Source organism: Wylensekiella montiformis (assembly GCF_009697385.1).
GTDB lineage: Bacteria > Bacillota > Negativicutes > Selenomonadales > Selenomonadaceae > Selenomonas_A > Selenomonas_A montiformis.
The window spans coordinates 44,835-70,469 of the sequence record NZ_VUNL01000004.1 but is presented as its reverse complement, the minus strand read 5'-3'; the positions used below and the strand labels follow the sequence as shown (position 1 = coordinate 70,469).

Annotated in this window: 24 protein-coding genes; 20 read left to right on the top strand and 4 right to left on the bottom strand. The window is 50.6% G+C overall.

The window, feature by feature from the left end:
- The first annotated feature begins 18 nt into the window (after window positions 1–18).
- The 5 genes from wecC (at window position 19) to FYJ78_RS04545 (ending at window position 7,327) form a co-directional block, all read left to right on the top strand.
- Window positions 19–1,236 carry a UDP-N-acetyl-D-mannosamine dehydrogenase gene (gene wecC, locus FYJ78_RS04565; RefSeq protein WP_154620237.1) on the top strand — a complete coding sequence of 406 codons (1,218 nt, stop codon included), beginning with the start codon at window positions 19–21 and terminating at the stop codon, window positions 1,234–1,236.
- Complete coding sequence (locus FYJ78_RS04560; protein ID WP_235899836.1) at window positions 1,233–2,624, top strand: phenylacetate--CoA ligase family protein; 1,392 nt, start codon at window positions 1,233–1,235, stop codon at window positions 2,622–2,624. Before wecC ends, FYJ78_RS04560 begins: the two co-directional genes overlap by 4 nt.
- Before the next feature lies 1 nt (window position 2,625).
- Window positions 2,626–4,077 carry a DUF362 domain-containing protein gene (locus FYJ78_RS04555; protein WP_154620236.1) on the top strand — a complete coding sequence of 484 codons (1,452 nt, stop codon included), beginning with the start codon at window positions 2,626–2,628 and terminating at the stop codon, window positions 4,075–4,077.
- 5 nt (window positions 4,078–4,082) lie between these two features.
- Window positions 4,083–5,300: an MATE family efflux transporter gene (locus tag FYJ78_RS04550; RefSeq protein ID WP_154620235.1), complete on the top strand. Its 1,218-nt coding sequence runs from the start codon at window positions 4,083–4,085 to the stop codon at window positions 5,298–5,300.
- 278 nt (window positions 5,301–5,578) lie between these two features.
- The gene (locus FYJ78_RS04545) at window positions 5,579–7,327 is read left to right on the top strand and encodes a heparinase II/III family protein (protein WP_195847865.1); all 1,749 of its coding nucleotides are present in this window, start codon (window positions 5,579–5,581) and stop codon (window positions 7,325–7,327) included.
- A 78-nt stretch (window positions 7,328–7,405) separates the two neighbouring features.
- On the opposite strand, the gene FYJ78_RS04540 is transcribed toward FYJ78_RS04545, so the two are convergent.
- On the bottom strand, window positions 7,406–8,221 hold the full coding sequence (locus FYJ78_RS04540; RefSeq protein WP_154620233.1) for an Rpn family recombination-promoting nuclease/putative transposase: 816 nt from the start codon (window positions 8,219–8,221) through the stop codon (window positions 7,406–7,408).
- Window positions 8,222–8,850: 629 nt separating this feature from the next.
- On the opposite strand from FYJ78_RS04540, the gene FYJ78_RS04535 reads away from it, so the two are divergent.
- The gene (locus FYJ78_RS04535) at window positions 8,851–9,291 is read left to right on the top strand and encodes a DUF2335 domain-containing protein (RefSeq protein ID WP_154620232.1); all 441 of its coding nucleotides are present in this window, start codon (window positions 8,851–8,853) and stop codon (window positions 9,289–9,291) included.
- Window positions 9,292–9,567: 276 nt separating this feature from the next.
- Here the strand turns inward: FYJ78_RS04535 and FYJ78_RS04530 are convergent, their stop codons facing one another.
- The 3 genes from FYJ78_RS04530 to FYJ78_RS04520 form a co-directional block, all read right to left on the bottom strand.
- Complete coding sequence (locus tag FYJ78_RS04530; protein ID WP_154620231.1) at window positions 9,568–9,759, bottom strand: hypothetical protein; 192 nt, start codon at window positions 9,757–9,759, stop codon at window positions 9,568–9,570.
- 105 nt (window positions 9,760–9,864) lie between these two features.
- Entirely contained in the window at window positions 9,865–10,197 is a 333-nt protein-coding gene (locus FYJ78_RS04525; RefSeq protein WP_154620230.1) for a helix-turn-helix domain-containing protein, read from the bottom strand.
- 42 nt (window positions 10,198–10,239) lie between these two features.
- The gene (locus tag FYJ78_RS04520; protein WP_154620229.1) at window positions 10,240–11,073 is read right to left on the bottom strand and encodes an Rpn family recombination-promoting nuclease/putative transposase; all 834 of its coding nucleotides are present in this window, start codon (window positions 11,071–11,073) and stop codon (window positions 10,240–10,242) included.
- A gap of 430 nt (window positions 11,074–11,503) precedes the next feature.
- On the opposite strand from FYJ78_RS04520, the gene FYJ78_RS04515 reads away from it, so the two are divergent.
- The 14 genes from FYJ78_RS04515 to FYJ78_RS04450 all read left to right on the top strand — a co-directional run bounded on the left by FYJ78_RS04515 (window position 11,504) and on the right by FYJ78_RS04450 (window position 25,578).
- Complete coding sequence (locus FYJ78_RS04515) at window positions 11,504–12,271, top strand: MBL fold metallo-hydrolase (protein ID WP_154620228.1); 768 nt, start codon at window positions 11,504–11,506, stop codon at window positions 12,269–12,271.
- A 12-nt stretch (window positions 12,272–12,283) separates the two neighbouring features.
- Window positions 12,284–13,411, top strand: coding sequence for a S1C family serine protease (locus FYJ78_RS04510; protein ID WP_154620227.1), 1,128 nt, complete (start codon window positions 12,284–12,286; stop codon window positions 13,409–13,411).
- Window positions 13,411–13,890, top strand: a complete 480-nt coding sequence (rlmH, locus tag FYJ78_RS04505) for a 23S rRNA (pseudouridine(1915)-N(3))-methyltransferase RlmH (protein WP_154620226.1) — start codon at window positions 13,411–13,413, stop codon at window positions 13,888–13,890. Before FYJ78_RS04510 ends, rlmH begins: the two co-directional genes overlap by 1 nt.
- A gap of 335 nt (window positions 13,891–14,225) precedes the next feature.
- Window positions 14,226–16,202, top strand: a complete 1,977-nt coding sequence (locus tag FYJ78_RS04500) for a penicillin-binding protein (RefSeq protein ID WP_154620225.1) — start codon at window positions 14,226–14,228, stop codon at window positions 16,200–16,202.
- A gap of 245 nt (window positions 16,203–16,447) precedes the next feature.
- Complete coding sequence (locus tag FYJ78_RS04495; RefSeq protein WP_154620224.1) at window positions 16,448–16,864, top strand: SoxR reducing system RseC family protein; 417 nt, start codon at window positions 16,448–16,450, stop codon at window positions 16,862–16,864.
- Window positions 16,865–16,936: 72 nt separating this feature from the next.
- Entirely contained in the window at window positions 16,937–18,301 is a 1,365-nt protein-coding gene (rsxC, locus tag FYJ78_RS04490) for an electron transport complex subunit RsxC (protein ID WP_154620223.1), read from the top strand.
- Window positions 18,294–19,325 (top strand): RnfABCDGE type electron transport complex subunit D, encoded by a 1,032-nt coding sequence (locus FYJ78_RS04485; protein WP_154620222.1) that lies wholly within the window; start codon window positions 18,294–18,296, stop codon window positions 19,323–19,325. The genes rsxC and FYJ78_RS04485 overlap by 8 nt, the downstream gene beginning before the upstream one ends.
- Entirely contained in the window at window positions 19,325–19,876 is a 552-nt protein-coding gene (locus FYJ78_RS04480) for an RnfABCDGE type electron transport complex subunit G (RefSeq protein ID WP_154620363.1), read from the top strand. Before FYJ78_RS04485 ends, FYJ78_RS04480 begins: the two co-directional genes overlap by 1 nt.
- Window position 19,877: 1 nt before the next feature.
- The gene (rsxE, locus tag FYJ78_RS04475) at window positions 19,878–20,522 is read left to right on the top strand and encodes an electron transport complex subunit RsxE (protein ID WP_154620221.1); all 645 of its coding nucleotides are present in this window, start codon (window positions 19,878–19,880) and stop codon (window positions 20,520–20,522) included.
- A complete protein-coding gene (locus tag FYJ78_RS04470; protein ID WP_154620220.1) occupies window positions 20,522–21,097 on the top strand; it encodes an electron transport complex protein RnfA in 576 nt (191 codons plus the stop codon). Before rsxE ends, FYJ78_RS04470 begins: the two co-directional genes overlap by 1 nt.
- 36 nt (window positions 21,098–21,133) lie before the next feature.
- On the top strand, window positions 21,134–21,964 hold the full coding sequence (rnfB, locus tag FYJ78_RS04465; RefSeq protein ID WP_154620219.1) for an RnfABCDGE type electron transport complex subunit B: 831 nt from the start codon (window positions 21,134–21,136) through the stop codon (window positions 21,962–21,964).
- Window positions 21,965–22,132: 168 nt separating this feature from the next.
- Complete coding sequence (locus FYJ78_RS04460) at window positions 22,133–23,098, top strand: TAXI family TRAP transporter solute-binding subunit (RefSeq protein ID WP_154620218.1); 966 nt, start codon at window positions 22,133–22,135, stop codon at window positions 23,096–23,098.
- A 51-nt stretch (window positions 23,099–23,149) separates the two neighbouring features.
- Window positions 23,150–23,653 carry a DUF1850 domain-containing protein gene (locus FYJ78_RS04455; protein WP_154620217.1) on the top strand — a complete coding sequence of 168 codons (504 nt, stop codon included), beginning with the start codon at window positions 23,150–23,152 and terminating at the stop codon, window positions 23,651–23,653.
- Entirely contained in the window at window positions 23,650–25,578 is a 1,929-nt protein-coding gene (locus tag FYJ78_RS04450; RefSeq protein WP_154620216.1) for a TRAP transporter permease, read from the top strand. Before FYJ78_RS04455 ends, FYJ78_RS04450 begins: the two co-directional genes overlap by 4 nt.
- Window positions 25,579–25,635: the final 57 nt, after the last annotated feature.

Here is a 25,635-nt window from a genome sequence, read left to right as displayed (position 1 = left end):
AAAGGGGCGTGGTTGTTAATGGAATCGGTTAGTGTAATTGGGTTAGGTTATATAGGTTTGCCAACGGCAACGTTGATTGCCAATCATGGGTTTAAGGTGTATGGTATGGATCCTGTGCAGCATGTGGTGGATACCATCAATGCAGGGAAGATTCATATTGTCGAGCCAGGTCTGGCAGAGTGGGTACAAAAAGCTGTCGGTGAGGGACAGCTACAGGCAGATACCAAACCGCATAAGGCTGATGTGTTTATCTTAGCTGTGCCGACGCCGTTTAAGGGTGATAAGAAACCAGACTTGTCCTTTGTCGAATCGGCAGCTCGCGAAGTTGCATCTTATTTGGAAGAGGGAAATCTGGTAATCTTGGAATCCACCAGTCCGGTAGGAACTACGGAAAAGGTTCGGGATTGGGTGCTTTCGGAATGTCCGGAACTGAAAGATAAGACGTTGTATTTCGCACATTGTCCGGAACGAGTTTTGCCGGGGAAAATCGTTGTCGAATTGCCGGGAAATGATCGCATCATCGGCGGTGTGGATGATGCTTCTACAAAGAAAACGGTTGAATTCTATAGCCATTTTGTGACGGGAGAACTTCTGGAAACGGATAGTCGTACGGCCGAGCTTTCCAAATTGACCGAGAATAGCTTCCGCGATGTGAATATCGCCTTTGCCAATGAACTGTCTATGATTTGCGATAAGCTGGATATTAATGTTTGGGAGCTTATTCGCTTGGCTAACCGTCATCCGCGGGTGAATATTCTCCAGCCAGGCCCGGGCGTCGGCGGGCATTGCATTGCCGTCGATCCGTGGTTTATCGTGGACTCGGCACCAGAGGAAGCAAGACTTATCCGCACGGCTCGGCAGGTCAACGACAATAAGCCACAATATGTAATGGCTAAAGTATTTGATGCAATCCGCAACGTAAAGGAACCAAGGGTGGCTTGTCTAGGCTTGGCATTCAAACCGGATATTGACGATTTGCGGGAAAGTCCGTCTTTGCAGATAACCAAGGAATTGGCGGAAAAGAACATCGCCCATATCTATGCGGTGGAACCCAATGTAACCCAATTGCCGAAAAAACTAGAGGGCTATTCTAATGTAGAGTTTTGCGGGTATAAAGAGGCTATTGCCAAGGCTAACATCGTACTACTTTTGGTTGACCATAAGGAATTTAAAGAACTTGACTGCAATTTATTGGCTGGCAAATGTGTGATTGATACTAGGGGGATTTGGCTTTGAATAAATTGCGAAAAATATATCATGCGTTACCGTATCCTGTCCGAAATGTCATTGGTGGATTATATGGTTCACTTCCTCAAAAAATCAAATATGGACCAGAATATGCAAAAATGTATAAATTACTTAACGAATCAGCAAATTGGTCGCAGGATGAAATTCATGATTATCAGATAAGGCAATTAAGGAATTTATTGATACATGCCCATGAAACGACAAGATTTTACAATCGGCAGTTTAACGAGGCGGGATTTAATCCGTACAAGTTTAACAATTTAGACGATTTATCCCTGATTCCGACAATCGATAAAGAAGTTATTCGAAATAATTTATTAGATATGCTATCCGATAAATTCTCTAACAGGCAAAGATTCCAAATTACAACAGGTGGTACAACGGGACGGCAGCTGATTTTTTACGCGCAAAAGCGATTGACCATTCCAAGGGAAAAGGCAATGTATGATTATCTTTGGGGCGAAGTCGGCTATATCCCTGGTAAATCAGAAATGGTCGTATTAAGAAACAATGTTTTGCCGGATAATAAGCTGTGGCGTTATGAAAAGAAGAATCGCTCACTAGTATTGGATCCTTTTCACATGACAGATGAAGTTTGTCACAAATTTATTAATAAGTTAAATAAGGAAAAAATACCTTTTTTTCATGTGTATCCTTCATCAATATTGATGCTAGCGGAATATATGAACCGAACAGGAGATAGGCTAACATACAAGCCATTGGCGATTTTTGCAACTAGTGAAAATTTATATAAAGGACAACGAGAAATTATTGAGAATGCGTTTGGTTGTCGGATGTATATGTCATACGGACACTCAGAAATGTGTAGTTTAGCAAATGGATGTGCTTTGGAAGATCACTACCATATAGAAGAATTATATGGATATACTGAATTGTTAGACAAGAACCGTGATGTTATTAATGATTCTGGGATAATGGGAGAAATTACTGCCACAGGATTTAACAACTACGTTTTGCCATTAATTCGTTATCGTACTGCTGATTATGCGAGTTATGAAGAGTGTGTAAAGACTAAATGTGGTTTTAAAGGTCGTATTTTAAAAGACATCGAGGGGCGATGGCTTCAAGAGATGTTAGTTACAAGTCAGGGGAATAAAATTTCGATGACGGCCATTAACTTCCATTCTGACGTTTTTGATCGTGTCAAATATTATCAATTTTATCAAAACACCCCCGGTTTGGTAACAATGCGAATAGTGAAAGGCAAAGATTACACAATAGACGATGAGGTGGCTATAAAGAGCGCGGTGCAAAGTAAACTAGGTGAATATCTAAAGATGGATATTCAATACGTCAATGAGGTTAGGCGTGCAGCTAGTGGTAAGTATAGATATATAATATCGGAGTTAGATTGAAATGAATAATGTGTCAGTTCATATTAATAACAAAACGATGTATCCTGATTGTCCTCCATATTCACCGAGTGAAGAGTATCCCGAGTTTATATTCAAACGGGAAGATGCTGTATCAGAGAATAATCCTGTATATCATGCCGTTCGAGATATGTTGAAAAATCTTGGGTTGGATGAGGAAAATTATGGAACACCTAAATGGAATCCATTTTGTGAATTGATTAATAAGGGCGATACAGTTTTACTGAAGCCTAATTTTGTATATCACGATAATGCAGGTGATCCAGATATACAAAGTCTTGTAACGCATGGCGCTGTTATAAGGCCAATTATTGATTATGTGTTATTGGCACTACAAGGCACAGGGAAGATTATAATAGCAGATGCACCGCAAGCTAATGCTGATTTCGAAACTATTGTTGAAAGAAATGGTGTGAAACAGTTAGTCGATTATTACAATAGTAAAAACGTAATGATTGAGTTGATAGATTTGCGGAAAAATGCATATGTTGGAGGTTTTGATACAGGAGTAAGAGTTGACTTGAAAGGTGACCCTCGTGGGTATGTATTATGCAATCTAGAAGATAAGTCAATGTTGCAGGATGTTGCTAATCCCGATCGGTTATATGGGGCTGACTATGATAGAAACTTTATTGTAAAACAGCATACAAATGGACATAGATATTTATTTTCGCGAAGTGTTTTAGATGCGGATGTTGTTATAAGTATACCTAAGTTAAAAACACATCGAAAAGCTGGAGTTACGATAAATAGCAAAAATATGGTGGGTGCTAATGGAGATAAAAATTTTTTAGCGCATTATCGTGTGGGAAGTCCGGCAGATGGAGGCGATGAATTTGCCGATGATGTAGGTTCGTTAGGGAGGTTACATTATAAATGGCGACGATTTGCAATGGATAATATTTTAATAAAAAACACTAAATTGAGTCGATATCAGTTTTTTGTTATGAATTTCCCATTTGGAGTCCTTCATCGCCTGTATAAAATCGTAACGAAGACCGACTATGATATGGGGAATGGCGACTGGCATGGAAATGATACTGTTTGGCGAATGTGCCTAGATTTAAATCGAATTTTATTATTCGCAGATAGTAGGGGCGTTATTCATAAAGAACCACAGCGGAAATATTTTTGTGTAGTTGATGGGGTGGTAGCTGGTGAGGAAAATGGTCCGTTAGAACCGACTCCTAAACATGCAGGACTTATAGCTGGTGGTACTAATCCATTTTTTGTTGATTTTGTGTGTGCGCATTTGATAGGGTTTGATCCGTATAAAATACCTGTGATTAATAATGCGATGAATTTAGATGGGTTTTGTTATGATGAACAGGATATAAGAGCATATTGTGAAAACAATGGTGCAAGCGTGGATTGGCGTAGTATTAATTTACACTTTAAACCGCAAGCTAACTGGAAAGGGTATATTGAAAGATAGAAAATATGTTGAAGTTTGGTTCAAAAGCTAAAGATATGCTTTATGTATTTATAACAAGTTTTTTTTCTAAAGGACTCATGGGGGTGATAACACTATTAATCATAAGGTATATGGATTATGGGGAGTATGCATTATATACGTTCTTATTATCAGTTAGTGGTTTGGTATCGGGAATTTTTGTTGCTAGTGTAAATAATATCTACATTGTTGGTTGTAATAAGCTATCTCTAAAGGAAGACAAGACATCGTTGTGTTTTGTTCAGACAGTGTTGGTGGTGCTTTTCACCATTTTACTCGGAATTGTTTTTGGCATAAAAGGTACTGGCCTTTTAGCAATCACGTTATTAACCGTAGCAGTATGCTTTTCGGAATTTATAAAAACTGCATACCAGAATGTGCAAAATTTTAGTCAGTATAATTATGTCGAACTGTACCGTGTTGGAATTTTTGCTACACTCATATTTGTTTATGTGGTTTTGTTCACAAATTCAATTTTAGCGATATCTGTCATCCTGTTAAATAGCCTAGCTTTTTTAGCGGCAGCAATGATAAATAAAAAAGTCTTTACCTTTTTTTCGCTCGATCAATGTTTGGGAGATGGAGTGAAAACTTTTAAGATAATATTTAATAGTGATTACAAATTTTTGTTTATATATATGGCACTGTTAACAGTTTTGGCAAATATTAACGTGTTTTTTTTGCGTTCGTTTGCGCCTGAAAGTGATTTGGCATCTTATGGAGTGGCTTTTCAGTTTTATAATATATATGCATTAATACTGGGGGCTATTACTACGGTTATGTTTCCGGGGATAGTAAATGCCGAAACAAAACAAAAAATGAAAGACCTGTTTGAATTGCAGTCAAAGATATTTAAAGTTATGTTTTTGTTTGTTGCTGTTACAGATGTTTTTATAGTTGAATTTATCAAACTGTATTTCGTGGGTAAATATGATGGAGCAATTCCTGCGTTTTTAGTTTTTAGCTTGTTATCTGTTTTTTCTGTTATGTTGAGTCCATATATGACAGTGGTATTAAAATTTGAATGTTTTAAACCCCTGTGTAAATGTGTTTCGGGAGTAGTCTTACTGCATTGCTTATTAGTGTTTTTTCTTTATCCAATATTAGGAATATTAGGTATGGCTTTAAGTTTGTCATTAAGCTATACCCTAATAAATATATATGGATATGTGAAAGGAAAAAAATTCTTGATGGACAAATACTAATTGATTAATACATAGACTTGTATAGTATATTTGTTTTATGTTGCTGAATGGATATTGATAAATTTAATGGCGTCATTATTCTATATCGTATATATTACTGCAGAATGAAATATGAGGATATTATGCGAAAAATCAATAGAGAACTTTTCGGGAAAATATGGAGAAGATTATGTAGAATCGCTGTCAAGTGTTTGGATAGCCGACGTAGTACTTATCATATATACGATTGCAAGTTAAATGCTATACCGATAGAGAATCGTTATTTGGTAATAGATTGTATGAGGGAGGAAGTGTGTAGTCTTTATCTTCAGCATCGTTTTGATTTGTTGGGGAGTGGCTGGCAGTCAGTGGTATTAGCAGCAAAGAATAGAGAAAAATGGCTAAAAGACCATTTACCGTTTGCTTGTATACCGTATGCCACGGCTGTTTTGCAGATGGTTTCGACAGATTATCGACCGATTGACTGGCAGTTAGATTTTAAATCTGGCTACCGGTGGTCTGAGCGGACTTGGTACATGGATATTCCGATTGGTCACAAGGCGGGCGTTGATGTGAAGGTTCCTTGGGATTTGGCGAGGATGCAGCATTTACCACAACTGGCTGTGGCGTATGCTCATAAACACGATGGCCGCTATTGGCAGGAATATTGTAATGAGATTTTAGACTTTATCGCCCAAAATCCGCCAAGGTTTGGCGTAAATTGGCGTTGTACTATGGATGTGGGGATTCGTATTGCCAATTGGTTATTGGCTTATGATATATTTGTTAGTCAAGGTGTGAAGTTTTCGACGGATTTTGAACGGGTGTTGGCGCGGTCGGTATATGATCATGCGAATCATATTGTGCATAATCTGGAATATTCGCCGAAACTTACCACGAATCATTATCTGTCCGATATTGCTGGCTTGCTGTTTGCAACAGCGCATTTGGAGAATACCACTGAGATAGCGAAATGGCTAGATTTTTCTCAACGTGAACTTATCAGCGAGATGAAGCGAGAATTCCATGAAGATGGCAGTAATTTTGAAGCCTCGACCAGCTATCATTGTTTGTCTACGGAGTTGATGCTACATAGTGCTTTATTGACCAAACGTTTGCCTCGGGAATTACAGGTAGAGTTGCCCGAATGGTTTTGGTGCAGACTGGCGAGAGCCGTAGGGTTTGTCGAAAAATGTTCAATCGATGGCGTGTTACAGCAGATAGGTGATGCTGATAGCGGTCATTTTTTCAAATTGGCACCGCGATATCATAAATTGACAAAAGCCGAGGCTTATGAACGTTATCAGAATCTTGCCCATCAGCAATTAGTAGATGATGTGTATTATGATGAGGATATGCAGAATCATGAGGATGTTTTATCATATCGTGAATTGCTTCCGTTTGCAGATGATATGCAGGAAGTGAAAAATGCTGGTGATTTACACGAGGTGCGGAAGCATTTATGTGATGCTTGCTCGGATAGTGGTAGAGAAAATGTGTATCACATTGCTGATGAGCAGGTAAATTTACTGTTAAATTTACATGTTTATGCGTATACGGGCATGGGGCTTTATATATGGAAATCTGACAGATTGCATTTAATTGTTCGTTGCGGCGAAGTGGGGCAAAATGGCGGTGGAGGACATTCACACAATGATCAGTTGTCGTTGACATTAACTTTGGATGGGAAAACGATTATTGCTGATCCGGGAAGTTATCTTTATACGCCTGATCCAGTTATGCGAAATAAATTCCGTGGAACGGCGATGCATTTTACGCCGCAGCCGATGTCTGGCATAGAGCAAAATGAATGGGTTGATGGGCAGAAAGGACTTTTCTCCATAAAGAAGGACAGAACAAAGGCACAAGTGTTATATATTGGTCGTGATGGCATCATTATGCGTCATAATGGATTTGGAACTCCAGTTTGGCGGGTGGTGGAGATTTGTTCTGATGGTATTGTAGTCACGGATTATGGAGTGAATTTAAAACGTTGGAAGAATCCAGGAGTATTTTCTAATGGATATGGGAAGTTGTTAAAGCTGTAAAATTGTGGCTGATTGATGGGAATATGAAAAAGAGCCTGACCATAGATATGATGGTCAGGCTCTTTTGGTTGGGGGATATTATAGTGTTTTAGCAAGTTCCGCGATGCGTTCGGCGGAAAGATGTGTGTATTTCATGATTAGCTGTATGTCCATGTTGTCACGTAACATATCGAGGGCGGTTTGTTCCTGATTTTTGCGTTCACCTTCAGCACGTCCTTCGGCGCGGCCGTCGTCGTGGGCTTCGCGCATTTTCATTTCGTAGGTCATGTAGCTCACCCTTTCTTCGTGATTGGTTTTCGTTTCCGTGATGCAGGCGTCGATTTCTTTGATGAAGTCGTCCGCTGCGGGCAGGCCGTTCATGTAGTCTAGGAAGGCTTTTACATCTGGGGCTACGTCGTTGGCTTTGCCCTGACTGCTGAGGAATATTTTTGTGGCTCCGTCGTGGAGTTCCAGCGTTTTATCTTCGCGGCAGATGTTGCGGAAAGTGTAGATATGGCGCTCTTTATCGAAAAGAGCAAAGGGGCAGAGGAAGATGATTATGGAAGGGCGCAGTTCTTTGTAGAGTGCGCCGCGGGCCAAAGAGTCCATATCGATCATGGATTGGTAGTAGCGGCTGCGGTAGGCTAGTTCCTGGTCGCCGTAGTTCCATACCTGCATTTCGATGTCGTATATGGTGTCGTCGCCCTCGACGTAGACGTCAAGGCGGATGCCCTTGCTGTCGTATTTGAATTTGAAGGATTTTTCTTCTTCGAGGTAGTGGATGTCCTTGATCCTGATGTTAAGGATCTTTTCGATAAGGCGTTTACAAAAACGCTTGTGCCGCATTACCAGTTTGAACATGTAGTCATCAGTGATGGTAAGCTCTTCCCAAGGTTTGATTTTGTAACCAGACATATCCGGCACTCCTCTCTTATATTATATCATGAACGATGGTGACAAAGAATAACATTATATAAAAAACAGGCGTTCCTCATGTCTTTATTTTACTACAAATAGAACATAAATTCTATATAATATTCATGTATACATGGGGGAATAACAAGTTCTGCGCCATCTCTTTGATGAAGTCGCCGGCTGCGGGCAGGCCGTTCATGTAGTCGAGGAAGGCTTTTACGTCCGGGGCTATGTCATTGGCTTTCTTTGGCTGCTGAGGAATATTTTTATGGCTCCGTCATGGAGTTCCAACGTTTTATCTTCGTGTCAGTAGCTTGGGCTTATATAAGTAGTGCATAATACTAAGCGTACTTGACGCTTAATACTGCTGAAGATTATAATATGTCTGAGAAGGTATATATACTATGGTATTAAATTAGTGTATAGAAGGAAGGGGAGAATAATGTCCAAGACTATGTTTCATGAGCATAAGACTGTTAGGTTGTTTGTAAATGGAGTGAGGGGGATGTTCTCCCCAGTATCGTTAAGGGAGTCGAGGCTTAGTCGGTTGAATGAAGTGTCGGACGGGCAGGCCTTAGCATCTGATTGGAATACAATTGGCATGGAGATTCGGAGGGCGATGAGAGACTATGAAGGGTCAACAAAAAGGTAATGGGTTGTCTGATAATAGTCTTGAGCAGGAAAAAGAGCAAGGGTTATCCTCGGAAGAGAAACATCTTGTGGCTATAATGCGGAAGCAGGTTAGTGGTCCGTTACCTAGTGCAGAGGAGTTTCAAGGGTATGAATTTGCAGTCCCCGGGGCTGGGGATAGGATATTAAAGATGGCAGAAAGGCAAAGTGAACATCGTCAGCGCCGTGAGATGCAAGAGCTAAAGATTATTTCGCGTGATAGCATATGGGGGTTGGTGTTTGCCTTTGTGTTTTCCCTGATTGCAGAGATCGGAGCGATTGTTTTGATATATACCGATCATGCTATTGCAGGAACGGTTATTGGTGGAACTGGTTTGGTGGCTGTAGTGGGAGCGTTTATTCAAGGTCGTAATCCTAGAGGCAGTGATAGTGCTATGTAAGCGGAAAGTATTTATCCGTTGTTGCTTGAAAATGCGGCCTATGCGATAATCGCAAAATAGCTTAATATATTCTAGAAATAAAATGAGGATAACCGGGCGATTATCCTCATTTTATTTTATAGAGTCTTAGCCAGCTCGGCGATGCGGTCGGCGGAAAGATGGGTATATTATCTGTTGGACATAGGCGGGGGGGAATAAAAATTAGAAGCACACGAAAACAGTCCAAGCCGCATGATGCGGCTTGGACTATTTGAGGCTGGATGTTTTTAGCCTGGGTTATATTTGTGGCAGTAGTGTTTTCTTGGTATCTTCAGGAAGGGCGAGGATGTCCATGGCTTCCAGAGCGGTTAGATATTGTGCGGCCATAAGGTTGCGGATGGCAACGAGTAATCCCTCGGCACGTCCCTCGGCACGTCCTTCAGCGCGGCCGTCGTCGTGGGCTTCGCGCATTTTCATTTCGTAGGTCATGTAGCTCACCCTTTCTCAGGCTCCTATTTATTGATAAGAATATTATAGCGTCTTAGCAAGTTCAGTGATGTGTTCGGCGGAAAGATGTGTGTATTTCATGATTGTTTAAGCGTCATCCTTGCTGTATGGTTCAAGTAGTTTGCTAATCGCGACGGTAATATTCGCTGGGGCGCGGCGATAGGCCCTTATGAGTTCCTCTTCCTCAGGGCACAACTGAATCGAGGGAATGGGGCTTTCGCGTCCCAGCAGGTATTCTATGGACACACCGAAAAAATTTGCAAAATCTGCTAGTGAATGTGTCTCGGGGATTCGTTTGTCGTTTTCAAATTGAGAAATTGCCGCAGGAGTATATCTTTTGCCATAGTTTAAATTGAATTGCTCAATCAGTTCTTCTTGTGTAAGGCCAATTTTTTTGCGAAGCTCTTTAAAACGGGACATGGTAATCCTTCTTTGTGTAAATTAGCTGTGTATCATGTTTCGTTATTCAGAGAAGGGGAGGCCGTTTTCCTTGGCGAAGGAGATAAGGCGCTCTTTGGGCCAATCAACTGCGTCGATAATTTCGTTTAAGGTTTTGTGTTTTAAGAGCATGCGTTTTACAATGGTTATTTCCATGTTGCGTTCGCCCTCGGCACGTCCTTCAGCGCGGCCGTCGTCGTGGGCTTCGCGCATTTTCATTTCGTAGGTCATGTAACTCACCCTTTCTTCGTGGTTGGTTTTTGTTTCGTTGATGCAAGCGTCGATTTCTTTGATGAAGTCGTCCGCTGCGGGCAGGCCGTTCATGTAGTCGAGGAAGGCTTTTACATCTGGGGCGACGTCATTGGCGCGGCCTTGGCTGCTGAGGAATATTTTTGTGGCTCCGTCGTGGAGTTCCAGTGTTTTATCTTCGCGGCAGATGTTACGGAAAGTGTAGATATGGCGCTCTTTATCGAAAAGAGCAAAGGGGCAGAGGAAGATGATTATGGAAGGGCGCAGTTCCTTGTAGAGTGCGCCACGGGCTAAAGAGTCCATATCAATCATGGATTGGTAGTAGCGGCTGCGGTAGGCGAGTTCCTGGTCGCCGTAGTTCCGTACCTGCATTTCGATGTCGTATATGGTGTCGTCGCCTTCGACGTAGACGTCAAGGCGGATGCCCTTGCTGTCGTATTTGAATTTGAAGGATTTTTCTTCTTCGAGGTAGTGGATGTCCTTGATCCTGATGTTAAGGATCTTTTCGATAAGGCGTTTACAAAAACGCTTGTGCCGCATTACCAGTTTGAACATGTAGTCATCAGTGATGGTAAGCTCTTCCCAAGGTTTGATTTTGTAACCAGACATATCGGACACTCCTTTCTTATATTATATCATGAACGATGGTGACAAAGAATAACATTATATATAAAACAGGTGTTCCTCATGCCTTTATTTTACTACAAATAGAACATAAATTCTATATAATATTCATGTATATATGGGGGAATAACAAGTTCTGCGCCATCTCTTTGATGAAGTCGCCGGCTGCGGGCAGGCCGTTCATGCAGTCGAGGAAGGCTTTTATGTCCGGGGCTATGTCATTGGCTTTTTTTGGCTGTTGAGGAATCTTTTGGCAGGCTATTGTAACTCTACAAGGAGTAAAGCTTGTGACGGGCATGTTTCCATGACAGCGCGGATGAAACGGTGTATAATGAAAAATACGTCCGGTGTTTCGGCGCCGGAGTTTGCAGGCAGTTTACAGAATCGATGATTAAGATAGGGGATAGCAGATAGTATGCAGGTGTCTGTGCTTGCCAGCGGCAGCAAGGGAAATGCCGTTTATGTTGAAATGGATGGAGTCCGTCTGCTCATTGATGCGGGGATCAGCGCGACGCGGATTAAGAAGGCCTTAGCCGCTGAGGGCGTGGATCCGGCATCGCTGGATGGTGTGCTGGTGACGCATGAGCATCGCGATCATGTGGCTGGGCTGGTGACGTTGTCCAAGTGGTATCGTCTGCCGATTTTTACGCGGCGGGCGACGATCGAGCATATGGGCTGCCGCTCTTCGGTTCCGGCGGATTGTTTTCATCCGATTGAGGAGACGTTTTGTCTGGGCGGGCTGCGCGTCGAGGCGTTTCATATCCCGCATGATGCGGCGGACCCGGTGGGATATCGCATCTGTGGGTCGGAGCGCTGTACGCTGGCGACGGATCTCGGGTTTGTGACGTCGGATGTGCAGGCGGCGATCGATGGAGCGGATGTGCTGGTGCTGGAGGCGAATCATGATCCGGAGGTGCTGAGAAACGGGTCGTATCCGTGGCCGCTGAAGCGGCGGATTCTTTCGAACCGCGGCCATTTGGCCAATTCGGATGCGGCCTGGGCGCTGGTTCGTATGAAGAAGCGGCCGTCCAAGGTGTTTTTGGCGCATTTGTCGGAGGAGAATAACCGGCCGGAGTTGGCGCGCGATACGGTGCAGCGGATTCTGGCGGGACAGGGATTGGAACAGGAGATTCTTTTGACCAGTCAGACTCAGGCTGTGTCGTTGAATGCCAATATAAATTAGGAGGGATTTTTCATGAAGTCTTTTCATCGCCTTTTTAATGAAAGAAAACGGAATAATATGATCGCGGCGGCGCTGATGGCCGCTGCGGTATTTACGTTCTCCGGCTGTTCGACGGGGACGGCTGCGGATAACGGAGCTTCCTCGTCGGTGGCGCAGCAGACGGCGGCCAATCAGGCGAATTTGTCGGATGCCCGGAATACGCCGGCTGTCCGTGCGGCTAAGGTGGTCGGCCCGGCGGTGGTCGGTATTACGAATAAGGCCGTGGCGCGGGATTGGTTCAATAATCCTGTGGAGACGGAGGGCGTCGGTTCTGGTGTGATTTTCAAGAATGACGGCGGCGATAGTTATATCGTCACGAACAATCATGTGATCAGCGGAGCCAAAGAGCTGATTGTCTCGCTGCCGGACGGCAAGAGCCTCAAGGGCAAGCTGGTCGGCGCAGATGAGGTGACGGATCTGGCAGTTGTGAAGGTCAGCTCAGGCAAGCTGCCGACGGCGAAGTTCGGCGATTCGGATAAAATTGTAGTCGGCGAGCCGGCGATTGCTATCGGCAATCCGATGGGGCTTGAGTTTCAGGGCAGTGTCACGAGCGGCGTGATCAGTGCGCTGAATCGTACGCTGGATATCAGCGATAAGCGCGTCAAGCTGCTGCAGACGGATGCGGCGATCAACCCGGGCAATTCGGGCGGCGCGCTTGTGAATGCGGACGGCGAGGTTATCGGTATCAACAGCGCCAAGGTGGCGGCGAATGGCGTCGAGGGCATGGGCTTTGCGATTCCGATCAATACGGTGCAGAATATCATCGATCAGCTTATGGATAAGGGCTATGTTGCCCGCCCGTATCTGGGCGTTTCGGTGTTCGATCCGGATACGGCGAGCCGCTATGGCTATGAGCTCAATATCGACAAGGGCGTGTATATCTTCCAGCTCACGCTGAATGGCCCGAGCGGCAAGGCTGGTCTGCAGCGCGGCGATATTATTCTGAAGCTGGATGATCAGGAGACGAACAGTGTGGCGGAGCTGCGGGCAAAGATTGCGGAGCACAAGGTCGGCGATACGGTGAAGGTGACGTTTGACCGCAACGGCAAGACGCGGACGGTGGATGTTGTTCTGGAAGAAATGCCGCAGGATAAGAACTGATGCGGATTACGGTGGTCTGTGCCGGCCGGATCAAGGAGAAGTATCTGAGTGCGGGGATCGCGGAGTTTTTGAAGCGTCTGCGGCCGTTTGCGCAGGTGGAGATTCGGGAGGTTCATGAAGAGAAAATGCCGGATGATCCATCGGAAGCGGAAAAGGAGCAGGTTTTGCGCCGGGAGGGCGAAAAGCTGCTGAAGCTGGTCCCGTCGGGCAGTTATCTGTTTGTGCTGGATGTGCATGGCCGGGAGATGTCGTCGGAGGAGCTGGCGTCCCGCATCGACGGGCTCGGACTTTCCGGGCGAAGCAATCTTGCGTTCCTGATCGGCGGCGCTTTCGGGCTGTCCCGGGAGGTTCGCGCGGCTGCCGATGAGCGGCTGAGCTTTTCGCAGCTGACGTTTACGCATCAGATGGTGCGGCTGCTGCTGGTGGAGCAGATATACCGCGCCTTTAAGATCAACCGCGGCGAGAAGTATCATTGGTGATCCGTAAGCCGCGTGGTTAATGGAAAATAAATGCACGGCATACGAAGATCCCGGTGCATGATTCATGCGCCGGGATTTTTGTATGCCGTTTTTCGGAAAGAAGAAGGGCAGGTCGTTTCTTCCGGATGGGATTTGCGTGGAATGGCTGGCTTTGATACGCGATAGTCCTTTGATTTGCCGTGAATAGCCGGCCGCACCCGTCCTCCGCGGAGGAGGTCTTCCTTATACGGTCCGGCGGGAAGGCTTTTTTGCGTATGGGTTTTGTGGTATGATAGAAAGACAGCAGGTACGGAAGGCCTGTGTGATGCAGGCGTTGGCAGAAGTGAGGTTCGGGAATGAGGAGCAGACGAGGAGAGACACAGCATAATATTGCTGTTCTGGCTGCGGTGATGCTGGCTGTGCTGGGCGTTATTGTGCTGCGCTATGGCTGGCTGCAGCTGGTGCAGGGCGGTGCGCTGGCCGAACGCATGGAGAGTCAGGTCGGGCATGATTTTTCGATCCAGTCGCCGCGCGGGACGATTCTGGATCGCAATGGGCGGGAGCTGGCGGTCAGTACGATGACGAAGTCTCTGTATATTGATCCGGCTCATGTCAAAGATCCGGAGGCGGTGGCCGCGGATCTTGCGCCGCTGATCGACACGCCGGAGCAGGAGATTCTGGATGATATTGCTGTGGGCGGCGGATTCGTCTGGGTCAAGCGGCGCATGGAGCAGTCGGAGTATGAAGCGGTTCGCAGGCTGATAAAGGAGAAGTCGTATGCGGACTGCATGAATTTCCGGGATGAGGCAAAAAGGTATTATCCGAACGATATGTTGGCGGCGAATGTGCTGGGCTTTGTCGGGACGGATGACAAGGGACTGGACGGCGTGGAGCAGGCGATGGACAGTCTGCTCAAGGGCGAGGTCCGGGAGTCGCATCTGCAGACAGACCGGCAGGATCGTCCGATTTTGGATTCGATTTTTTCCAGCCGGAGACGGTATCGGGGCGATTACTGCAAGACGGTGGAGCTGACGCTGGACAGTGCGGTTCAGTTCATTGTGGAGCAGGAGCTTGACCGTGCGGTGGCGGAGAATAGCCCGAAGGGGATTACCTGCGTGGTCATGAACCCGAAAAACGGCGAGATTCTGGCGATGGCTTCGCGGCCGTCCTATAATCCGAACCGGTTCTGGGAATATCAGTCGGAGGTTTGGAAAAATCGGGCGGTTTCCTTTATTTATGAGCCGGGGTCGACGTTTAAATCGGTCGTGGCCGGCGCGGCACTGCAGGAAAAGGTGGTCACGCCGAATCAGGTGTTTGTCGATCCGGGGTATGTGATGGTTTCGGGCCGCCGGATCCAGAACTGGAGCGGTACGAGTTTCGGCACGGTGACGTTTACGGATGTGGTCAAGCAGTCGCTGAATACGGGCTTTGCGCAGGTCGGGTTGCGCCTTGGGGCGGAGAAGCTGACCGAGTATGCAAAAAAGTTCGGCTTCGGCGAGGCGACGGGGATTGACCTCCCGGCGGAGGAGAGCGGCATTTTGTTCAAGCCGGAGGATATGCGCGATTCGGATATCGCTACGATGTCGATCGGCCAGAGTATTGCTGTGACGCCGCTTCAGCTGGTTACGGCGATGTCGGCGATTGCCAATGACGGCGTTTTGCTGAAGCCGCATATTGTCAAGTCCATCCGCAATGCGGACGGGTCGGTTTATGAGGAGCGGGGCACGACGGAGGTGCGCCGGACGATCGATTCGGCGACGGATAAGACGCTGATCGGTCTGCTGGAACAGGTCGTGTCGAGCGGCGGCGGACAGAAAGCGGCGGTCAAAGGGTATCGGATCGCCGGCAAGACCGGTACGGCGCAGAAGATTCGCGAGGATGGAAGCGGCTATATGGACGGCCGCTATATTGCTTCGTTCTGTGGCTTTGCACCGGTGGAGGATCCGCAGGTGACCGTGCTGGTCATGATCGACGATCCGAGTACAGGGAATTATTACGGCGGGCAGATTGCCGCACCGGTGGCCGAGCGGATCTTTTCTCAGCTGTTCCGTTATTTGAAGATTGAGCCGTCAAGTGATCCGTTTGCCGGAATGGAGCCGCCGAAGACTGCCCAGCCCAAGCCGGCCCGCGCTTATGAGGGCGCGGTGCCGGACGGCAAGATTGTGGTGCCGGATTTTTCCGGCAAGAGTCTGCGCGAAGCGGCGCGTATGGCCGCGGATAAGGGGCTGAGCTTTGACAGCGAAGGGTCGGGCTATGCTTCGGGGCAGAGTATTCCGCCGAATACTTTGGTGGATAACGGCGCGCAGATCGTTGTGTATTTTAAGCCCGACTGACAGAAATGGCCGGGATTTGAAATAAAGACGTTTGTACTTTTATGGTGTGCAGACGTCTTATTTTTTTTCGCTTTTGATAGAAACCGGTAATTTTCATAATTTCATGTTACTTGTGAAAAAAAGAATTTGCAAAAGAATATTTTCACAAATAATAATCAACAGGAATTTCCAAAAGGAAAGAGAATAAATCAAGTATATACCTGCAGAAACCGGATCGGTCTACATCAAAATGGGAGGTGATCCAGATGAAACAAGAGCAGGGATTGGTCATTGAAGTGCATGACGGCATGGCCCGGATCAAGGTGGGCCGTCATGAGGAGTGTACGGGGTGCGGCGCTTGTCCGTCCAGCCGCCACGTCATGGTGGAGGCCGTGAACCGGATCGGAGCGCAGCCGGGACAGCGGGTTCGGTTTGAGATGCGGGAGCAGCACATGCTGCTGGGCGCCTTTGTCGTTTTTGTTCTGCCGCTGCTCGCTGCGGGAGCCGGAGCCGTGCTGGGCTGGCTGATCGGTCCGGGCGCCGGGGTCGGGGTGGATTATGCTGCGCCGGCCGGGGCGGCTGCCTTGTTCGTCCTTTCGCTGCCGGCGGTGAAGTATTTTGACCGCCGGGCCGGGAGAAATCAGGAACTGAAACCGGTTATCCTGGAGATTCTCGATGATTGATTGTTTCGTATACCGGCCCTAAACATGCTGCCGGTATGATGAATGGTTTTGGAGAGCTATGAGGTGATTTTGATGTTCAAGAGTTTCCTTGGCGGGATTCATCCGCACGATGGCAAGGAACTGGCGAAGGATAAGCCGATTGAGGCGATGCCGGCGCCGGCTGAGCTTGTCGTGCCGATGAGTCAGCACATCGGCGCGCCGTGTACGCCGGTGGTCAAGCCGGGCGATCTGGTCCGGCGGGGGCAGCTGATCGGCACCAGCGAGGCGTTTATGCATGCCGATATTCATTCGCCGGTGTCCGGCAAGGTGATCCGGATCGAGGAGCGGCCGCATTCCGGGCGTATTGCCTGTCTGTCGGTGGTCATCGAGAACGACGGTGCGGATGCCTGGGCCGATGGACTGCCGATGAACCGGGATTGGAAGGCGATGGAGGATGCGGAGATTCTTGAGGCGGTCCGTTCGGCCGGTATCGTGGGAATGGGCGGCGCGACATTTCCCGCGCATATCAAGCTCAAGCCTTCGAAACCGGTTGATATTCTGATCCTGAATGGCGCGGAATGTGAGCCGTATCTGACGGCGGATTATCGTTTGATGGTCGAGGAGCCGGAGAAAATCATCACGGGGACGCAGATTCTGGCCCGGGTTCTGGGCGTGCAGCGCAGTGTGATCGGCGTGGAGGATAACAAGCCGGAAGCGATACGCGCGTTGAAAGAGGCCGCGGCCGGTACGGAGATCGAGGTCGCGGCGCTGAAGACCAAGTATCCGCAGGGCGCGGAAAAGATGCTGATTAAGGTGCTGGCGGGGCGCGAGGTTCCTGCGGGCGGCCTGCCGATGGATGTGGGGGCTGTCGTGCAGAATGTCGGTACGACGGCGGCTGTTACGGATGCTGTTGTGCATGGACTGCCGCTTACGGAGCGCATTACGACGGTGTCGGGCGATGCGATTGCCGAGCCGAAGAATCTTCGCGTCCGCATCGGCACGACATACCGGGACGCGATTGCGTTCTGCGGCGGGTTCCGGGAGAAGCCGGATAAGCTTCTGGCCGGCGGCCCGATGATGGGCATGGCGCAGTTTACGGAGGATGTGCCGGTCATGAAGGGTTCGTCGGGGATCCTGGCCTTGACGAGACGCGTCACGGAGCACGGGCCTGAGATGAACTGCATCCGGTGCGGACGCTGCGTGGAGGCCTGCCCGATGGGGCTGGTGCCGAGCATGCTGTCCATTTTGTCGCAGCGGCAGGATTTTGCCAAGTGCCGGGACAGCTACGGCGTGATGAATTGCGTGGAATGCGGCTGCTGCACATATGTCTGCCCGGCTAAGCGAAATATCGTCCAGTATATCCGCCGGGCGAAAGGATGGGTGCGGGACGAACAGGCCAAAGCCAGGGCGAAGGCCGCGGCGGAGCAGGCGAAAAAGGAGGCTGGAAGCAATGAGTGAAGAAGCAGTGAAGGCGCAGCCGTCGCCCGCGGCGGAGGCGGAGCCGGTGTTTACGATATCGTCGTCGCCGCATATCCGCGACAGCGAAACGATACCGCATATCATGTGGCAGGTAAATCTGGCCCTGCTGCCGGCGGCGATTTTTGCCGTCTGGTGGTTCGGCGTACCGGCGCTGGTCAATATGCTTACCGGTGTGGTATTCGCCGTGGGCTCGGAGTTCCTCTGGCAGAAGGCGATGGGAAAGCCGGTTACGGCTCTGGACGGCAGCGCCTGCATTACCGGCCTTCTGCTGGCGATGTCTATGTCGCCGCTTTTGCCGCCGTATATGGTCGCGATCGGTTCCGTGATTGCGATTGTCGTGGCCAAGCAGTCGATGGGCGGTCTGGGCTTTAATATTTTCAATCCGGCGCATATCGGACGCGCGGCGCTGATGGTGTCCTGGCCGGTGGCTATGACGACCTGGACGAAGATGCAGGATGCTGCGGCCGGCGTGGATGCCATGACGAGCGCGACGCCGCTCAATATTTTGAAGATGCAGGGCTACGATGCGCTGGTGAATACGTTCGGCGGACAGGCGGACATGTATCTGCATATGTTTCTGGGAACCCGCAATGGTTCGCTGGGCGAGACGAGTACTTTGCTGCTGCTGCTCGGCGGGCTGTATCTGATCTGGCGGGGCTATGTGAACTGGGTCGTGCCGGCCGTTATGATTCTGACGGTTGGCGTGCTGACGTGGATATTCGGTCCAGCCGGTCTCTTTACGGGGGATCCGGTGTTTCATATGATGGCCGGAGGCCTGATTCTCGGCGCGTTCTTTATGGCGACGGATATGGTCACGATACCGATGACGGTCAAGGGGCAGATTCTCTTTGCCGCGGGCGCAGGGGCGATCACCGTGCTGATCCGCCTTGTCGGCGGTTATCCGGAGGGCGTCTGCTATTCGCTGCTGCTTATGAATGCCGTGACGCCGCTGATCGATCGGTTTATCCGTCCGGAAATTTTCGGTACAGGGGGGAATAAATGATGGCTGCGAAGGAACATTCCATTTTCCGGATCGCTTCCAATCTGGCGATGGCCTGCCTGGTTTCCGGACTGGTCATCGGCTCGGTTTATTATGTGACAGCGCCCGTCGCCGCACAGAAGGCGGAGATGATGAAGCAGGATTCCATGAAGGCGCTGGTTCAGGATGCCGATTCGTTCCAGCCGGTGGATGGCCATGAGGGCTGGTTCGCCGCGATGAAAGGCGGAAAGGCGGAGGCGTATATTGTGCCAAGTGAGACGAAGGGCTACGGCGGGCGGATCCGCCTGCTGGTCGCTGTTACAGCGGATGGCCGGGTTATGGATTTTAATATTCTCGAACACAATGAGACGCCGGGACTGGGCGATAATGCGCAGAAGCCGGCATTCCGCGGTCAGTTTGCGGGCAAGACGGCCGATCATCTGAAAGTCGTCAAGGACCGGGGCGATGCGGAGGATATTCAGGCCATGACCGGTGCGACTATATCGTCCCGCGCCGTGACCCGGGGCGTGAAGCAGGCGGTGGAAGCCGTGACGGCGTTTACGGGAGGGAAATGAGATGAAAGAACTTTGGAAGATTTTCAGCAAAGGGCTTGTGGCCGAGAATCCGATCTTCATCCTGGCCCTGTCGCTGTGTCCGGCGCTGGCGGTGACGACGACGGTGGTCAACGGACTGACTATGGGGCTTACCGTCACCTTTGTCATCACGACGAATAATGTGGTGGTGTCTCTCGTGCGGCGCTGGGTGAATCCGAAGGTCCGCGTGCCGGTGTACATTACGTCGATTGCGACGATCGTCACGGTGGCTCAGCTGGTGTTGCAGGCGTATTTTCCGGTGCTGTACAAAGCACTGGGCATTTATCTGGCGCTGGTGGTGGTCTTTGCGATCATTCTGGCGCGGGCGGAGGTGTTTGCGTCAAAGCATGGCGTGGTGAAGTCGTTTGCCGACGGCTTCGGCATGGGCTGCGGCTTTACGCTGGCGATGCTGTTGATCTCTGTGATCCGCGAACTGATCGGCGCGGGGACGATTCTCGGCATGCCGGTGTTCGGCGATGGGTATAATCCGATGCTGATGATGGTGCTGCCGCCGGGAGCATTTATCCTGATCGGGTATCTTGTCGCGGCGTTTAAGACGTGGAACGCCCGTCAGGAGCGGAAGGCGGCGCTGCGCGATCTGGCGGCAAAGAAGGAGGCTGAGGCATAATGGCGGAATACCTTACCTTATTCATCGGTGCGGTCATTGTCAATAACTTTGTACTGACGAAGTTTCTGGGACTTTGTATTTTCTTCGGCATTTCGAAGAATCTCAGCGCATCCGTGGGGATGGGCATGGCGGTGACTTCGGTCATGACGATGAGCTCGATCCTTGCCTGGCTGGTCTATTTCTTCATTCTGCAGCCGCTCGGGCTGACGTTTTTGACGACGATCGTCTTTGTCATTCTGACGGCGAGTTTCGTGCAGCTGTTGGAACTTATTATCAAGAAGCAGGCGCCTGCGCTTTATAATATGTGGGGCATTTATCTTCTGCTGATCGCGACAAACTGCATTGTGCTCGCGGTGCCGCTGCTGAACGTGGAGAACAGCTACAGTCTGTTGAAGAGCATCGTTTTTGCCATCGGCTCCGGTCTGGGCTTTGCGCTGGCGATCATTCTCATGGCTTCCCTGCGCGAAAAGCTGGATTATGCCGATGTGCCGAAGCCGCTGCAGGGGATCGGCATTGCCTTTATCCTGGCCGGTATGCTGTCGCTGGCCTTTCTGGGCTTTTCGGGCATGCTGTAAGACGTGCGGCCGTGACAGAGTGGGAGGAGTTTTTCGATGAATACAGCGATCATGATCATTGTCGTTCTCGTGGGCATCGGCGCCTTTTTCGGCGTTGTGCTGGCCCTGGCCGACAAAAAGTTTGCCATGGAGGTCAATCCGCTGATCCAGGAGGTCGAGGAGGTGCTGCCGAAAGGGCAGTGCGGCGCCTGCGGGTTTGCGGGCTGCGCGAAGTATGCTGAGGCTGTGGTGGAGCAGGAGGATGTGCCGCCGGATCTCTGTGTGCCGGGCAAGGCGGCTGTGGCCGCCAAGGTGGCGGAGCTGACGGGAAAGAAAGCCGGGGCTTCCGTTCCGCGCTATGCGCATCTCAAGTGCCGCGGCACGCGGACGGCAGCGGTGATGGCTGCGCGTTATGAGGGCGTGCCGGATTGTGCGGCGGCCAAGCTGGTTCAGGGCGGGCCGAAGGGCTGCAAGTACGGCTGCATCGGGTTCGGCAATTGTGTCCGCGCCTGCCCGTTCGGCGCTTTGTCTATGGGAGAGGATGGACTTCCGGTGGTGGACAAGTCGATATGTACGGGGTGCGGAAAGTGCGTGTCGACCTGTCCGCAGGCTCTGCTTGTCCTGCAGACCTTTGATGCACCGGTTCAGGTGGAGTGCAGTTCGCATGACAAGGGGCCGGCAGCCCGGAAGCTCTGCAAGAATGCCTGCATCGGCTGCGGGCTTTGCATGCGCAGCTGTACGCATGGGGCGATCCGGCTGGATCGCTTCGTGGCTGTGGTGGATACGGAAAAATGCCGGGACTGCGAGGAACCGGTTTGTCTGGCAAAATGTCCGACGAAGGCCATTTCGCAGATGATCGGCGTGCGGGCAGCGGAAAAAACGGCCTGATACGTACGGGTTGAGCAAATATTATGCAGGTTCGTGTAATGTATACAGATATACATTACACGAACCTGTTTTTTTAAGCAAAATATCGTTGTAAAGTGTATATGATATATGCTATAATATCATACATGATATAAAAGATGAATATATAAGTGACAGGAGGCATTCGCAATGAAGTGGGGCAAATTCAAGAAGGTTCTGGCCGCCGGGATGGCGGCGGTATTCGCGGCGGCGTTGTTTACAGGCTGCGGCGGCAGCGGCGACAGCGGGAAGAAGTTCCTGAATATCGCGACCGGCGGCACGGCTGGAACGTATTATCCGATCGGCGGCGCGATGGCCGAGATTCTGAACAAGGAAATCAAGGGAATGAATGCCAGCGCCCAGAGTACCGGGGCGACGGTGGCGAATATCAATATGCTGAAGGACGGCTCGGTGGATCTGGCTATCGTTCAGAATGATATTACCTATTATGCGGTCAACGGCACGGAGATGTTCAAGGATAAGAACGTGGACAATATCCGCGGCATTGCCACGCTGTATCCGGAGACCTGCCAGTTTGTCACGCTGGACGGCACGGGGATCAAGTCCATCGCCGATCTGCGAGGCAAAAAGGTAGCGGTCGGCGCTGCGGGATCGGGCGCGGAGGCCAATGCCCGCCAGATTTTGGAAGCATACGGCATCACGTATGATGATATCGATGTGCAGTATCTTTCCTTTGCGGAGGGCGCGAGTGCATTGAAGGACGGCAATGTCGATGCGGCGTTCCTGACGGCCGGCTATCCGACGGCGTCGGTGCAGGATATCAGTTCGCAGAACAAGATTCGCCTGCTGCCGGTTGACGCGGATAAGGCGGATGCACTGATCGCGAAGTATCCGTTCTATACGAAGACGGTGATCCCGGCCGGGACGTATGCCGGCTTTGATCAGGAGGTTCCGACGATTTCCGTCATGGCTATGCTGGTCGCTACGGATAAGGTGGATGATCAGATGGGCTACGATATTGCCAAGGCGATTTTCTCGAATCTTGACCGCCTGCAGGCCGCACATTCGGTCGGCAAGCTGATCACGAAGGAAGGCGCGCTCAAGGGCATGTCCTTGCCGATGAACGCCGGAGCGGAGAAGTTCTTTAAGGAATAAGCGGAAGATTGGAAAAAGCCCTGCCCCGCTTGGGGCGGGGCTGTGTTTTACATGAGGGTTGTGACAGGCTTGCATTGGTGGAAACGGCCGGTGATCTGGCTTTGTGTGATCGGCGTGCTGCTGGGGGTCTTTGATGTGCTGCGCCAGCCCTGCCTGTTCGTCCTGGCGGGCGGGCAGCGCGTCGCCGCTGTGCAGGCGGCTCCAGGCACGCCGTTTGTCATCCGGTTTATACATTCCGTGCAGAAGACGCCGGTCTGGGAGTATCTGGCTGTCGATGAGGATGGGCGGCATTTTGTTCTTCACGCGACGAAATACCAGTCCTTCGGCGTCGGACTTCCCTTTTTGGAAGGAGAAGGGCGGTTCCGGCAGGAGGGCGATTATTATATCATGGACGACATGGAGCGGCATTTTCCGCAGCTTACGCTTCGCACGGGCGTCGGCACACAGCTGACTTTGTTTTTGGGCGGGCGGGAATACCGGCTCTTTGAAGCGTATCCGCCGGGGACGCCGGTGGAGCTTCTGGTTTGTCCGTTAGGGAAAGGATTGTTATTATGAAAGATTCTGAGGCAAGGAAAGCGGAGGACGTCCTGAAGCAGTATGACAGGGAATCGGATACGATGGAGTATACCGGGGTCATGGCTAAGGTTGTCGCCGCGATTGCCATTGCGTTTTCGGTGTTTCAGCTGTATACGGCGACTTTTGGTGTGCTGGATGCGCAGCTGCAGCGCGGTGTGCATCTCGGCTTCGGCATGGCGCTGGTTTTTCTGCTGTATCCGTCGAGAAAATCCTGGTCGCGCCATAAGATTCATCCGTTGGATCTTGTGCTGGCGGTTCTCGGCGCGGCGGCTCCGGCGTATATCATTCTGGAATATCAGCATCTCGTCCTGCGGGCGGGGCTGGTCTCGGATACCGATCTGGCCGTCGGACTGATCGGTATCCTTCTGGTCATTGAGGCGACGCGCCGCGTGGTCGGGCTGCCCATGGTCTGTGTTGTGCTGGCGTTTCTCTTTTATGCCTTTGCCGGTCCGTATATGCCGGGCGTGCTCGCCCATCGAGGGCTGACGGTTTCCCAGCTGGTCAGCCATCTGTATTTCACGACGGAGGGCATTTTCGGCATACCGCTAGGCGTTTCCTCGACGTTTATTTTCTTGTTTATTTTGTTCGGCGCTTATCTTGAGTCCACCGGACTCGGCAAGTTTTTTATCGATCTGGCCAATGCTATTGCCGGCTGGGCCAGCGGCGGCCCGGCCAAGGTCGCCGTCCTGTCGTCCGGCCTGATGGGGACGGTTTCCGGCAGCTCGGTGGCCAATGTGGTCGGCACGGGTTCGCTGACGATCCCGATGATGAAGAAGCTCGGCTATCATAAGGACTTTGCGGGGGCCGTCGAGGCGGCGGCTTCGACGGGCGGCCAGCTGATGCCGCCCGTTATGGGCGCGGCGGCTTTCCTCATGGCGGAGTTCGTCGGCGTCCCGTATATCGATGTCGTCAAGGCGGCGGTTGTCCCCGCTTTGCTTTATTTTGCCGGCGTCTGGCTCGGCGTTCATTTCGAGGCCAAACGCAAGGACCTCAAGGGAATCCCGCGCAGCCAGCTGCCGAAGATCGGCCGGCTGCTCCGTGAGCGCGGTCATCTGGCGCTGCCGCTCGTCATCATTGTCTACTTGCTCGTGTCGGGTTATACGCCGATGCGGGCGGCGCTCGTGGCGATCGTGCTGGCCATTGTCTGCTCGGCGCTCCGCAAGTCTACGCGCATGAAGCCGATTGAAATCGTGCGCGGGCTGGAGAACGGCGCGCGCAATGTGCTCGGCGTCCTCGTGGCCTGCGCGGCGGCCGGCATCATTATCGGCGTCGTCACGAAGACCGGCGTCGGACTCAAGCTGGCTTCCGGCCTGCTGGATCTTTCCGGCGGGCTGCTGCTGCCGACGATGTTCTTTACGATGATTACGGCGATCGTTCTGGGCATGGGGGTTCCGACTACGGCCAACTATGTCATTACTTCGACCATCGCGGCGCCGGCTCTCGTGCAGATGGGGGTGCCGGTGCTGGCCGCGCATATGTTTGTGTTCTACTTCGGCATTATCGCCGATGTTACGCCGCCTGTCGCCCTCGCGGCTTACGCCGGATCGGGAATCAGCGGCGGCAACCCATTGAAGACGGGCATTAATGCGTCGAAGCTGGCCATTGCGGCGTTTATTATTCCGTATATGTTCGTCCTGTCACCGGTGATTCTGATGATCGAGGGCTCGGCGCTGGATCTTTTGCTGTCGACGATCACGGCGCTGATCGGCATGGTCGCGCTCAGCTCGTCGCTCATCGGTTTTCTGGCGGATCACTGCCGCCTGCCGGAGCGCCTGCTGCTGGCTGTGGGCGGCCTGCTCATGATCAAGCCGGGGCTCCTGACGGATGCGGTCGGCATTATCCTGTTTGGGCTGGTGCTGTTCCTGCAGCTGAGGCGCCGCCGGGCGGCACAGGATGCGGCCTGATCTTTGCAGCCTGCGAAAAGGGAATTCCGGGAAGCCTGCGCTTCTTCCGGGATTCCC